Annotated in this window: 15 protein-coding genes; 12 read left to right on the top strand and 3 right to left on the bottom strand. The window is 59.9% G+C overall.

Annotated features, from left to right (window positions below):
- Nucleotides 1-894: DUF2111 domain-containing protein (locus tag NT137_01335; protein ID MCX6651989.1), on the bottom strand; the 894-nt coding region annotated here is incomplete at its 3' end.
- 162 nt (nucleotides 895-1,056) lie between these two features.
- Between NT137_01335 and atwA the strand changes: the two genes are divergently transcribed.
- Entirely contained in the window at nucleotides 1,057-2,682 is a 1,626-nt protein-coding gene (gene atwA, locus NT137_01330) for a methyl coenzyme M reductase system, component A2 (GenBank protein ID MCX6651988.1), read from the top strand.
- On the top strand, nucleotides 2,679-3,356 hold the full coding sequence (gene mcrC / locus NT137_01325; GenBank protein MCX6651987.1) for a methyl-coenzyme M reductase I operon protein C: 678 nt from the start codon (nucleotides 2,679-2,681) through the stop codon (nucleotides 3,354-3,356). Before atwA ends, mcrC begins: the two co-directional genes overlap by 4 nt.
- Nucleotides 3,357-3,372: 16 nt before the next feature.
- Here the strand turns inward: mcrC and NT137_01320 are convergent, their stop codons facing one another.
- Nucleotides 3,373-3,945, bottom strand: a complete 573-nt coding sequence (locus tag NT137_01320) for a hypothetical protein (GenBank protein MCX6651986.1) — start codon at nucleotides 3,943-3,945, stop codon at nucleotides 3,373-3,375.
- A 150-nt stretch (nucleotides 3,946-4,095) separates the two neighbouring features.
- On the opposite strand from NT137_01320, the gene NT137_01315 reads away from it, so the two are divergent.
- The 10 genes from NT137_01315 to NT137_01270 all read left to right on the top strand — a co-directional run bounded on the left by NT137_01315 (nucleotide 4,096) and on the right by NT137_01270 (nucleotide 11,081).
- Nucleotides 4,096-5,715, top strand: a complete 1,620-nt coding sequence (locus tag NT137_01315) for a methanogenesis marker 3 protein (protein ID MCX6651985.1) — start codon at nucleotides 4,096-4,098, stop codon at nucleotides 5,713-5,715.
- A complete protein-coding gene (locus NT137_01310) occupies nucleotides 5,699-6,121 on the top strand; it encodes a methanogenesis marker 6 protein (protein MCX6651984.1) in 423 nt (140 codons plus the stop codon). Before NT137_01315 ends, NT137_01310 begins: the two co-directional genes overlap by 17 nt.
- Complete coding sequence (locus tag NT137_01305) at nucleotides 6,118-6,552, top strand: methanogenesis marker 5 protein (protein MCX6651983.1); 435 nt, start codon at nucleotides 6,118-6,120, stop codon at nucleotides 6,550-6,552. The genes NT137_01310 and NT137_01305 overlap by 4 nt, the downstream gene beginning before the upstream one ends.
- Nucleotides 6,549-7,781 carry a methanogenesis marker 15 protein gene (locus tag NT137_01300; protein ID MCX6651982.1) on the top strand — a complete coding sequence of 411 codons (1,233 nt, stop codon included), beginning with the start codon at nucleotides 6,549-6,551 and terminating at the stop codon, nucleotides 7,779-7,781. The genes NT137_01305 and NT137_01300 overlap by 4 nt, the downstream gene beginning before the upstream one ends.
- Complete coding sequence (locus tag NT137_01295; GenBank protein ID MCX6651981.1) at nucleotides 7,778-8,368, top strand: methanogenesis marker 17 protein; 591 nt, start codon at nucleotides 7,778-7,780, stop codon at nucleotides 8,366-8,368. Before NT137_01300 ends, NT137_01295 begins: the two co-directional genes overlap by 4 nt.
- The gene (locus tag NT137_01290) at nucleotides 8,361-9,290 is read left to right on the top strand and encodes a methanogenesis marker 7 protein (GenBank protein ID MCX6651980.1); all 930 of its coding nucleotides are present in this window, start codon (nucleotides 8,361-8,363) and stop codon (nucleotides 9,288-9,290) included. The genes NT137_01295 and NT137_01290 overlap by 8 nt, the downstream gene beginning before the upstream one ends.
- Nucleotides 9,291-9,353: 63 nt before the next feature.
- Nucleotides 9,354-9,926, top strand: a complete 573-nt coding sequence (locus NT137_01285; protein ID MCX6651979.1) for a flavodoxin family protein — start codon at nucleotides 9,354-9,356, stop codon at nucleotides 9,924-9,926.
- A gap of 24 nt (nucleotides 9,927-9,950) precedes the next feature.
- A complete protein-coding gene (locus NT137_01280; protein MCX6651978.1) occupies nucleotides 9,951-10,355 on the top strand; it encodes a metalloregulator ArsR/SmtB family transcription factor in 405 nt (134 codons plus the stop codon).
- A 1-nt stretch (nucleotide 10,356) separates the two neighbouring features.
- Nucleotides 10,357-10,800 (top strand): GIY-YIG nuclease family protein, encoded by a 444-nt coding sequence (locus NT137_01275; protein MCX6651977.1) that lies wholly within the window; start codon nucleotides 10,357-10,359, stop codon nucleotides 10,798-10,800.
- A gap of 56 nt (nucleotides 10,801-10,856) precedes the next feature.
- Entirely contained in the window at nucleotides 10,857-11,081 is a 225-nt protein-coding gene (locus NT137_01270) for a hypothetical protein (protein ID MCX6651976.1), read from the top strand.
- A 28-nt stretch (nucleotides 11,082-11,109) separates the two neighbouring features.
- Here NT137_01270 and NT137_01265 read toward each other — a convergent pair whose 3' ends face one another.
- A complete protein-coding gene (locus tag NT137_01265) occupies nucleotides 11,110-11,355 on the bottom strand; it encodes a DUF3795 domain-containing protein (GenBank protein MCX6651975.1) in 246 nt (81 codons plus the stop codon).
- Nucleotides 11,356-11,901 lie beyond the last annotated feature (546 nt).

Genomic DNA, 11,901 nt, shown 5'->3' with positions numbered 1-11,901 from the left:
GGCGGCGATGGCCTCTTTCCGCTTCATGATGGGCACCACTACCACAGGCGTGCCCCGATACTGACCGCTCGTGGCCACCTTCCGGACGATCTGTCCCCGCTTCAGGGCTTCCTCCAGTACCGGTCCTGTGTAGCTAGTGTCCACCACCTCTCCGTCCTCGCAGCGCACCCCGAACTGGTTGCGGGAACGCATGGCCACTGGCATTCGACCGACCAGTTCATGCACCGCCAAGGCCAAGCACTTCAGGTCCTCCGCCTCGGTGTCGGCCGACAGGAGCGAAGTGCCTTCGGTCCAGCAGCGGCGGGAGGTGTTTCCCATGGACAGAGCCGCGCTCACGGCCCCTTTCTCCGCCGCTTCATAGGAGAAGGCTGAGCCGATGATGACCAAGTCCCCGTCCTCCACCTCGAACAGCCGTCTCAGAGGCGAGAGCATTTCCTGGTCCGGATAATCATCATCGCCTGGAAAAACGATCTTCCCGTTGCGGACCACCAGGGTGGTGGCTCCGATCGCTCCGGCGCGCACCGCCTCATCGCGCTGTTCGCAGCCTAGTTTCACGGTGTCGGCCATTCCCTTGACGAGCACGGCGCAGTTGTGCTTGCCCAGCGTCAGACCTTCGATCTCCACCGGCCCAGTGACAACGCCCATGGAAGCAAGGCGCTTGTTGCCCCTCTCAGTCAGCACCGCTCCCCGACGAGTGTTCTCTACCGAACCCTCGCGGATCATCTTATCCAGGATGGTGCGGGTGCTTCCCTCGCCGATCTGAAGGATCTCGGCCAGAGCCTTCCTTCCCACCGGTCCGGCGGAATCGATGACCTGGTACGCCTTCCAGATGTGGTACAGGGAGAACTTCGGAGTCGGACCGCCTGAGAAATAGGAGCTGAACGTCAGTGGCATTGAGGGATGGATATATCATCCATCCATTTAAACGTACCTTAACGGGCTTGATATCATTCACTTGTTCATATACTTTTACCCTGTTAAATCGCTAGCCATTCCACTATTGTTTAGGCATCTGGAGAAAGCTTTATTACGCAACTACCCCTTCGCTCGGAACGTATGCCCGAGGAGTACGAGCCGCTCGTCATCATCAACAATGTGAGCAAGCGATTCAACGGCAATACCGTCCTCAGGGATGTCACCGCCATCATCTATCCCGGGGACGTGCTCGGCCTCATCGGCCGAAGCGGCGCCGGCAAATCCGTTTTCATCAGCATGCTGCGCGGAAGCGCCGACTACAAGCCAGACGCGGGAAACATCATTTACCGGGTCAACCAGTGTCCAGCCTGTCACAACCTCGACCTGCCAGTGAGAGGAAAGGCGTGCACCCGCTGCGGCACGGTCTCGAAGCTTATTGACATAGACTTCTGGGCGCTGCACGAGAACGACCCTCATAGGCTGGCGATCAAGCAACGCATCGCCATCATGTTGCAGCGCACCTTCGCGCTCTTCGGGGACATGACCGTCATCGAGAACATCTTCGAGGCTATGGGTGACCGCTGCGAAGAGAAGGACAAGGTAGATCAGGCCATCGAGCTGCTGAAGACGGTCAACCTTACGCACCGCATCACGCACATCGCGAGAGACCTGTCCGGCGGCGAGAAGCAGAGATGTGTTCTCGCCCGGCAGCTGGCGCGAGACCCGCTCCTGTTCCTGGCGGATGAACCGACGGGGACCTTGGACCCGCAGACGGCGGAGATCGTGCACCGCACCCTGGTGGAGACGGGCAAGAAGTACCATCTAGCCATGGTGGTCTCATCGCACTGGCCCAAAGCCATCAACCGCTTGTCCAACAAGGCCATCTGGCTGGAGGCAGGCGAGATTATGAAGATCGGAGAACCGGTGGACGTGACCAAGGAGTTCATGGTGGGCTTCGCCCCCAAGGACCCGGAGCCGGTGCCGGTCGGCGGACCGATAGTCAAGGTGGAAGATGCGCGCAAGTACTACTACTCCATCGTCCGCGGCGTGGTCAAGGCCGTGGATGGCGTCACATTTGACATCAACGAAAAAGAGATATTCGGTCTGGTCGGCCTGAGCGGGGCGGGCAAGACCACGCTCTCCCGCATGATCGGGGGCATCACCGTTGGAACATCCGGCAAGGTGTTGGTGCGGGTGGGCGATGATTGGGTCGACATGTACGAGATGGGGGAGTTCGGTCGAGGTCGAGCCACGCCCTACATGGGGACACTCCACCAGGAGTACTCCTTGTATCCATTCAACAACATCCTGCAGAACCTGAGCGTCTGCATCGGCATCAAGATGCCCGCGGAGTTCGCTAAGATGAAGGCCATCCAGGTGCTGAGCGGCGTGGGCTTCGAGCAAAAGGACATAGAACGAATCCTGTACTCTTTGCCGGAAGTGCTGAGCGTGGGCGAGAAACAGAGGATCGCCATGGCTCAGGTGCTCATCCGGGAGCCGCGCGTCGTTATCCTGGATGAGCCGACGGGCACCATGGACCCCATCACCAAGATCAACGTGGCCAAGTCCGTTCTCACCGCCCGCAAGGAGCTGGGCGAGACGTTCATCATCGTCTCCCACGACATGGACTTCGTGTTGAACTGCTGCGACCGGGCCGCCATCATGAAGGGCGGGAAGGTCGTGGCCATCGGCGACCCCAAGGAGATCGTGGCCAATATGACCGCGGAGGAACAGGAAGAGATGATGAAGAGCGGGGTCGAAGCGTGAAGGAGAGCATCGGTCGCCGTACGAAGTTCGTGGAATGCCGCGAGTCGAAGGGCCTGGGAGTGGGCGGAGGGATGGCTCAAAGGGCCACCATCTCCGAGAGCGGTCGGGACGTGGTGGCTATCGCCATGGGTCCGGGCAAGAGGCACATCACCAAGCCCGTGTGCGAGATCACCTACGAACTAAGGGAAGAGGGCATCGATACCTCGGTGATAGTGGTTAACGCCGGGTCGGGGGTGCCGCATGATGCGCCTGATGTCTCCACCGGCTCGATCTTCGGCCTGGACGAGATCGAGATCCGGCGCATGGAGCAGTTCAAACTGGCCATCATCCACCTTGGCAACGTGAGGAATCACATCATCTACAAAGCTCGGCTGATATTGCGGAACGTGGACGTCCCGGCCATCGTCGTCTGCCAGGCGCCGGTGGACTTCGAGGACTTCGCCCGCATCGGCGTGAGGACCCGTCTGGTCATGCCCAAAGAGGAGGGCATAGCCACCAAGGGAACCATCGTGGACATCGTCACAGGAGTGATTCGGGGAGTCACTTGTCCGCAGACCAAGCTGGACGAGATCGTCTCCAAGGTGAAGAAGAACCTGCCGGAGCGAACCCCGAGTGCGGAAGAGGGCTTGGCCGCCAGATTGCCGGTCTTTTCTAGCAAGGCGTTGGTGGACTAGGCCTTTTCTAGATCGGTCATCGATCCACGATGTCGAACCCGATGAGATGCGTCCAGTGCTTGGTCTCTCTGTAGCCCAGGCGGAAGCGGATGAAATCGTCCGAGAGGGTGGAGATGCTTCCCGAGACGACGTTGGCCACGCCCGGGAAGTCCTCGAGGTAAGGGAAATCGACTCGCGGCAGCACGAAGAACGGCTCTCCCACGATCTCCACGTCCGGGTAGAGCACGAAATCCTCGCTCAGGAAGCAGACGTTCTCCTTGCCCTTGAGCTCCTCCTGTCTGGTCGCACTCAGCCATTCGCCTACGATCTGTCCCTTCTGATCGGTTATATAGACCAGACCGTTGCTCAGTCCAAGAAGGACAGAGGACGACTCCGCCACGATGATGAACTGCACCTGGCGCTTGAAAACCTCCCAGACGCCGTCGTTCGTGAAGGGCATGAGGCCACCGCAGGCGCCGTTGCTCTCCGCCTCCTTCTCCAGGGAGACGATCTTGTCCTTGAAGTCGCCATCCAGATACTGAAAGGCGATGACCCCTGGAAGGGAGGTCACCTTCTTTCGGACCGCGTCCAGAATGGCGTCCTTCTTCATCGAGAACGTCAAACGCTATCGCACATATAATAGTCCCTCCGGCAGCAGATGGGCGAATCGTTGCTGAGGACGAAACTGGCACCCACCCATTCCGTCGAAACAACAGGAAAAAGGCTTTAAAGCGCATAGGGTATCATCCAGACCGACCAAATGAACATCTTTCTCAACGGCAAGCCAGTGAAGGTGAGCGCCGGGTCTTCACTGCGAGACGTCCTCAAGGACCAGCCTCACGAGAAAGGTTCCTTGGTCGCATTGGCGCGTTCCTCCGACCTCATCAAGAAGGAGACGAGCGATTTCGAGCTCCTCACCTCCCGAGGGCCGATCGGCCTTCGCCTCAATGACTCCAGTTACGCCGCCTTGTTCAAGGAGCTATTCCTGCAGATAGCCAACAAATCCATCCGCTGGCAGACCTCGAAGGTGCTGGCGGTCGGTTCCTTTCCCACGGACATAGAGGTCAGTCGCGATCGTTATCAATACAAGAAGTTCGATTGCTTCCTGGCCACCGGCGGTTTCGACGCCAAAACCACCTATCTCATGGTGGCCAAGAACTCCCACGAAGGCCAATACGGGACATCCGGCGCGGTCATAGGCAAGATCACCACTGGTCGTCATGTGTTAGGGCAGCTCCAAGAAGGCGAGAGGCTCTTGGACATCAAGCCCCTGATCGAAGAACTGGCGGAACGGACGGCCTTCGTCACGGATGATCTCAGCGCTCCGCTCGAGGAAGGCATGGTCGTCGAGTCCTACGTGAGCGTGGCTTTGGAGAGGAGCGCTCCGGTGAGCTGCGAGCACTTCCTGGTCGTTACTGAGCATGGGGTCTTGGTCGTGACGGACAAGACGCGCACCTTCGCAGCCTGCTCCACGGGTATGGATGTGGTCTTGACAAAGGAGATGACCGGCACGAGAGAGTCTGGGACCGTCACGGTCAGGCACGAAGGCGGTGGCGCGGGGCGCGTTTACTTCTACCTGGAACGGAGACAGGTCTCGAACGCTCATAACATCGTGGGCCGGGTGACCCAGGGAGCAGAGCTGATCCGGCTCGCTCCCGCCGGGTCCAGAGTCACCCTCCTTTCCGAACCGAAGCGCATCATGGTCATCGGTCTCTCCCAGCAGGAAGGACAGAAGGCTCTCGAAGGGCGAGGGCTCAGGCAGAGAAGGGCCGGGGACACAGGCGACGACGCGGTCATAGTGGAACAGGAGCCGGAGCTGACCATGGAGGCTCTCCATGAAGCGGAGATCGAGACTCTCGGCGTACGGCCAGAGAGGATCAATCTGATTCGTCTATTTCCAGAGAAGGCGCCTCAGACGCATCGCTACTTCCGCAAGATGACCGGGCTTGGCCACAAGCCCATCGGCACCATGAAGGTGCATTTCACTTACCCAGAGATGCCGCTCATCACTTTCGAGGGGGATGCTCGGGAGGGCGCCTCTCTCATCCCGGAGAATGAGTTCGGGGAAGAGTCCTTGCGCGGAGACATCGGGGTAACGAACATGTCCCGGCCCATCCGAGGCCTCATCGGCATCCGCCTGGACACCTCGGACGAGTTCGGGCCGACGGGTGAGGAGCGCTATGGCACAAACCTCGTCGGCAACATGGTTTCCAGTCTGGAGACGCTGATGAAGGAGATCCAAGAGGGCGACATCATCTACGTCCGAGAGACTGCCGAGCCGCCGCCAGCGAAGAAGAAGAATAAAGCCAACGCCATCAAAGAGTCGACCAATAGGAAAAAAAATATTGATAAGGGGGCTAAGCGTGGCAAAACAGAATGAGACCCGGATGATCGTCATAGCGCCCTCCTCCTCGGTCACTCCAGACCAGATCACCAGGCTCATCCATTCCCTGGGAGGGGAGATCACTGTGAAGGAGACTTGTTATGGAGCTATGGTGGAAGGGAGCAAGCAGGCGGTGGCGGAGGCTGTGAATGCCGTACGCAAGCTGGACCCGGACCGCATCTTCACCAAGGTCCGGGGATTCCCCATGGGCGATGCCCGACGCTGTCGCGCGCATCATGGCTCCCGACCCGGATTCACCCAGCTGGAGAAGGAATGGGAATGCCTTTCGTTGATCGAGAAGGGCGTCGCCTCGGCCAGAAAGGGCGAGGTAGTGTGCGAGACGCCCCGTAAGCAGAAGTTGCCTGTGAACAAGCTCAAGAAGATAGTGGAGGAGTCAAAGTGAAGGTCTTCATCGTGCCGCCCAACAGCCTGATCCTGTTCGACCTGGTGGAAAGATATGGCCACGAACCGCTCAGCCTCATGGGCGCGATCGGCGATAAGGTCGCCAACCCGGAGATCGAATCGCCCCCCTTGAACGTCACGCCCGAGGACGTCAAGAAGGGGCTGAAATATGCCGGCATCGAAGTGCCCTCTGGAATTCGAGGCAGATTGGCGGTCTGGGGGCCGCTCATCGACCAGGCGGAGGCGGCCATCATCATGGAGGAGGCTCCATTCGAATTCGGCTGCGTGGGCTGCCACCGCACGGACGAGATGGTCCGCTTCCTGGTCAAGAAGCGCAAGATCCCCGTGCTGATGGTCCAATACCCCACCAACGAAGGCGAGGCTAAGGTCATGGTCAACAAGATCAAGCAATTCCTGGAGGCTCTGAAATGATCAAGATCGCCCAGCTCTCCTGCGGCACGGAGTATAGCGGGGTGCAACCGGAGATCGAGCGCGCCGCCTCCACGGTGGGAGCGAAGATGGTGTTCCCCGACGTGGACGTCAAGGACATCGACCGGGCGGTGCAGGAGTTCGGGTTCACGCCCACCAGCGCGCAGCTCAAGCTCATGATCGCGCGGGCGTTGGCCGTCACCGAGGGACGCTACGATGCCGATGCCGTTTTCATCGCCTCCTGCTTCCGCTGCGCCGAAGCAGCGCTGGTGAGGAATGAACTGAGGCGCTTCGTGCAAGAGCGCTCCCGGATGCCTGTCGTCACATACTCATTCACGGAGCGCACCAAATCCGGGCAGCTGCTCACCCGCATGGAGGCGCTGGTGACCATCGTGGAGAGGAAGGAGCTACTGGCCCGGGAAAGGCAGGTCGGTCTGACCGCCGGCATCGACTCCGGCTCGTCCACCACCAAGGCCATGATCCTGCGGGACAACCAGATCATCGGCAAATTCTGGCATCCCACCGGGGAGGTGATCCTCTCCGCCGAGGTGGCATTGGAGAAGGCCCTGACGGAGGCGGGGGTGAAGCGCAACGAGCTGGAGGCTATCGGTGTCACAGGCTACGGCCGATACATCATCGGGAAGAAGATGAACTGCCAGCTGGTGCAGGAGGAACTAACCGTCAACTCCAAGGGCGCGGTCTGGCTCGCTGACAGGCAGAAAGGCGAAGCGACCATCATCGACATCGGAGGAATGGACAACAAAGCCATCACCGTGCGCGACGGCATCCCGGACAACTTCACCATGGGAGGAATATGCGCCGGAGCTTCAGGCCGTTTCTTGGAGCTCACCGCCAAGCGCCTTCAGGTGGAGATCACCGAGCTGGGGAAGTTGGCCGATCAAGGGGACTGGAGGAAGGTGCAGATGAACTCCTATTGCTCCATCTTCGGCATCCAGGACCTGGTGACCTCTTTGGCCGCCGGTCATACCACGGCGGACGTGGCGGCCGCGGCCTGCCACAGCGTGGCCGAGCAGATCTACGAACAGCAGCTGCAGGAGATCGATGTTCGCCAACCGGTGATCCAAGTGGGAGGTACCTCCCTCATAAGCGGCATGGTCACCGCCATCGGCTCGGTGATCGGCCAGAAGCCCATCGTGCCTCCGAACGCCCAGTACATCGGTTCGGCAGGCGCGGCCCTATTGGCCTCAGGATTCATCGAGGGGCACAGATGAACATCAGGGTGGAAGGGACGGAGGAGTTCGGGAACGAGGTCTACGCCGAGCTGTTCGAGCGCATCCTCGTCGATCTGGGCCTGACCAATCGCGTGGAGGTAGCTCGTTTGGTAGTGAAGCCCGAGGTGCCTTTGTTCCTGGTCTCCATCCGCACCCGCCGAGCCAGGACCGCGGTCAAGATTTCCGACATCAGCACGGTCGAGCAGAGGCAGAGGGACACCTACATGATGATCGGGGACGAGAGCTACGCTCCGGCGCTACTCGCTCTCTTATGGAAGCGCTTCGGCCGGGAGCGCATCGAGCAGATCACCCGTCTGGAGGTGCTGGTGCACGGCATCAAGCAGGAGGAGCTGGAGGACCTGGAGCTGGACCCGGGGCAGGAGCTCAAGAAGGAGGTGCTGGACGCGGTCTGGCGCCTGCTGCCGGAGGGCTTCAAGGTGCGCCACAACATCCTTTCCGAGAGCGTAATGACGGTGGCGGCGACGGAGCACGTAATGCAGCCAGAGTACATATCCTTGGCCGAGAAGGTGCACCGAGAGATGGAGACCGCGCCCGAGGAGCAGGAGGAGGTGGTGGAGGATGTATGAAGTGCTGATGTTCGATGGCGGTGTATATCGCATCAGCGAGCTGTACGAGCTCATCGAGGACCTGGGCGGCTTCGTCATCCAGAAGACCCAGAGCCAGGTCATGATTACGGTCACCATGGCCATTCCCGAGGAGGACCGGCCCACCATCGAGCTCAAGTCCAGAGAGCTGGGGGCGAAGCTGGTGGAGGTGCCTTTGGCCGGAACGGAGATTGCGGTGGTCGCTCCCACCCTGGGAAGGCATCACATGCCCCATCCGGTGTGCGACATCGCCGAGCACCTCCGCCGCTTCGGAGCGATCACGGTGGTAATGGGTTTGGCCAGAGGAAAAGGCCGGGGGACGGCGCAGGTCACGGCGGATGAGAAGGCGTTCATCGAGGAGTACGATGCGGCCGTCTTCGTTCTAGGCAATTTCGCGGACTGCATCGTGAAGGAGAAGATCCGCCTCTTCCAGGACATCGAGATACCGGTGGCGGTGGCCTGCGGCCCTGAGATATCGTCCCTGCCGAACTGCGAGGCGTTGGTGTGCGGGATAGGCAGGAAAGTGGAGCGCATGCGCCGGGGGGAGGAGATCGCCAAGCTGGAGGAGACGGCCACGGCGGTGCAGGGCATCATCGCCGTCCGCAAGCAGGAAGTGGACGAGGACCCGCTATTCGTGCATCCGGCCGAGATCAAGCAGCGCCTGGAAGAGCTGGAGCCGGTCAAGCAGAGCTTGAGGCCGGCCCCGATCGTGCTGCATCTGGACGGCCTGAGGGTCAAGGTGCCCTACGAGCAGAATCGGGAGATGCTGGAGGGCGTGGACATCTACGGACGCAAGCTCAAAGATATAACGCGCATCTCACCCTCCAGGCTGGGCGGCAGCACCATGATCCGCATTCTCACCAAGGCCCAGGTCGCTTCGAACGACACCTTGGCCGTACAATGAAGAATCCAGGTCCATGAAAAGGTTTTAAGCCGACGCAGCGGGATGTTGTCGCCGGTGACGATCATGCGAGTACTAGGCATATCTGGAAGTCCCAGGGCCGATGGCAACACGGACATCCTGGTCAGCGAAGCTCTCGAAGGAGCGAAGCAAGCGGGGGCGGAGATCGAGTTCATAGGGCTGGCGGGCAAGGACATCAAGGGCTGCAACGCCTGCCCGGAGTGCGGCAAGGGCGGCCTGTGCACCATCGACGATGACATGCAAGGCCTATATCCCAAGCTGGCAGCGGCGGACGGCATCATCATCGGTTCGCCCATCTACTTCGGCATGATCACCGCCCAGACCAAGGCGCTGATCGACCGCACCTACTTCCTGACCAAGACCGGCCGGAAGCTGGAGAACAAGGTGGGCGGGGTCATCACCGTGGGCGGCAGGGCGGGGCACGAGTTCTCCGCCGCCTACCTGCTGGACTTCATGACCCTCCAGGGCATCATCCTGCCCCCAAGGGCGTTCGCCCAGAGCTACTCCCGGGACAAAGGCGCGGCCGCCAAGGAGGAGAAGGCGATGAAGGATGCGCGGGCCTTGGGCGAGAGGGTGGTGCAGATGATCTCCAGATTGAGCGGCGAAAGGAGAACCTAGATCAACGCACGAAGGGGAGAGGACTTGAGGTCTAAGGGACGCAGATCGAGCAAGGAATTGCCGACCCATCCCACCCAGGAGGTGCCATTGGCGCTGCGCCAAGAGCTGGAACGCACCGGGGGCCTGGAGAAGGTGAAGAACTCCCTGCCTTCGGAGGACGATATGGACGTTTGGAGCCACCGGATGCAGGCCCTGGGCGATCCGCTCCGGCTAAAGGTGATGCACATATTGGAGAACAAGCCGCTTTGCGTATGCCTGATCAAGGAGCTCTGCCAGGCACCGGACTCCAAGCTCTCCTACCATCTGAGCGTGCTCAAGGACGCCAGCCTGATAGAGGGAGAGCAGGACGGCAACTGGATCATCTACCGGGCGACGCCCGTGGCCAAGCGTCTCCTGAAGGTGATGGACAAGGACGAGGGCGGCAGGTGAGATGAGCCGTTCCGTGGGCGCCTATGTGCTGCTGGTCCACCTGAGGCGAGGCCAGAGCATCAGGGTAGGGTCGTTGGGCGAACACCATTTTCCCCGAGGCACCTACGCCTATGTGGGCTCGGCGATGGGTGGGCTGGAGGGGCGGCTGAGGCGGCATCTCTCACCCCGAAAGAAGGTCCACTGGCACATCGATCACCTCGCTTCCAAAGGAGATATCGTCGGTGCGTTCGTGGTCCCTTCAATCAGAAAGGAGGAGTGCCTGCTGAACGAGCAGATCTCGAGATTGCCAGGGTCCCGGGCCGTCGTCGAAGGATTCGGAAGCTCAGACTGCGATTGCCAATCGCATCTGCATCTGGTCGCCAGCGAGACCAAGAAGGAGATACGACGACTATATGGGAGAATGCAGACAGCCGACGAGATACGCGGACACCCGGACGGTCGCTAAGATTATCAATTCCCCCCACACATATGCTCCTCAGGAGAGCCTAGCGAAGGTGACGCATGTTCGGTTCCAGTGTGGAGAGGCTTGAGCACAAGATCAAAGAGCTGAACGCGGTCAAGGGGGAGTACCGGTCGGACATCGACCAGGCGGAGCACAAATTCAAGCGGGGAGAGATCGACAAGGCGCAGCTGGAAAGGATCAGGGCCAGGAACGAGGAGCACATCGAGCGCATCAACGAGAAGATCCGCACTACCAGGGAGAAGCAGCAGGTGATGCGGAAGTGAGCCTAGATATCGGACCTCATCCCTGAGCTCATTCTCCTTTTCCAGAGATGTATCGGCAGTAGTCGAAGGAGATCGGTCCCGATTTCGTCCTCTCGCAGGGGAACGCCTCGCATTCGAAGCATAACCTAACCTTCTTCTCATAGGCGCAGGTGGCGATGGCGCAGAACTTATTCTCCTTAGGCACGCAGCCTTCCTTGCCGCTGGGGCAAGCGTTCGTCATCATACGGGGGCACCTTTCGCAGGCGATGCCGCAGACTCCGATCTTCAAATCCATCAATCCTTCCTGCCGACCTGGCAACGGTCACTTCTGTAACATGAGTATATTTGGTACGTATGAATCCTTCTTGTGAGCGGTCACTTCGATCGGGATGTCAAGGACTTGTCTTCTCGATGATATGGGCGCCTTGCATTCCGTTGGTACGATACGAAGGGCGCTAATCACACCGAATTGCGAGCGATCTTCCTGCGAAAGATGGTGCGGGCAGCCTTATAAGATGGGTCGCCAGAAAACCCACGAACTTCAATCGTGGGATGAATGGCGATAAAGTGCAAACATCAGACGACCATGCATAGTACCAGGAAGTCTCCAGACACCTCGCAAGGGGTAAGGCACTCTCCACCTGGGAGAGAAAGACGGTTGAAGCTCTGGGCTAGAACTTCATCGCTCCATCGGGCACGAGACTGGCAACGGTCTGCGGGAAAGGCATTGGAACGCTCCCGATGGAGTAGGCCGCCGTGGCAGATGCCACCCTGCTTTGCAAGCAGGAGTCAGCCGACCGAATGTAGCGTGCCGTGACACCTTGGATAAGGCCGAGCACAG

It is taken from the genome of Methanomassiliicoccales archaeon (assembly GCA_026394375.1).
GTDB lineage: Archaea > Thermoplasmatota > Thermoplasmata > Methanomassiliicoccales > UBA472 > JAJRAL01.
This window is presented reverse-complemented; position numbering and strand designations above follow the sequence as displayed.

Coding starts and splice junctions, on each gene's coding strand:
- atwA (MCX6651988.1), top strand. CDS start 1,057: ATGCCCGAGGAGTACGAGCCGCTCGTCATCATCAACAATGTGAGCAAG.
- NT137_01320 (MCX6651986.1), bottom strand. CDS start 3,945: ATGAAGAAGGACGCCATTCTGGACGCGGTCCGAAAGAAGGTGACCTCC.
- NT137_01315 (MCX6651985.1), top strand. CDS start 4,096: ATGAACATCTTTCTCAACGGCAAGCCAGTGAAGGTGAGCGCCGGGTCT.
- NT137_01300 (MCX6651982.1), top strand. CDS start 6,549: ATGATCAAGATCGCCCAGCTCTCCTGCGGCACGGAGTATAGCGGGGTG.
- NT137_01295 (MCX6651981.1), top strand. CDS start 7,778: ATGAACATCAGGGTGGAAGGGACGGAGGAGTTCGGGAACGAGGTCTAC.
- NT137_01290 (MCX6651980.1), top strand. CDS start 8,361: ATGTATGAAGTGCTGATGTTCGATGGCGGTGTATATCGCATCAGCGAG.
- NT137_01285 (MCX6651979.1), top strand. CDS start 9,354: ATGCGAGTACTAGGCATATCTGGAAGTCCCAGGGCCGATGGCAACACG.
- NT137_01275 (MCX6651977.1), top strand. CDS start 10,357: ATGAGCCGTTCCGTGGGCGCCTATGTGCTGCTGGTCCACCTGAGGCGA.
- NT137_01270 (MCX6651976.1), top strand. CDS start 10,857: ATGTTCGGTTCCAGTGTGGAGAGGCTTGAGCACAAGATCAAAGAGCTG.
- NT137_01265 (MCX6651975.1), bottom strand. CDS start 11,355: ATGGATTTGAAGATCGGAGTCTGCGGCATCGCCTGCGAAAGGTGCCCC.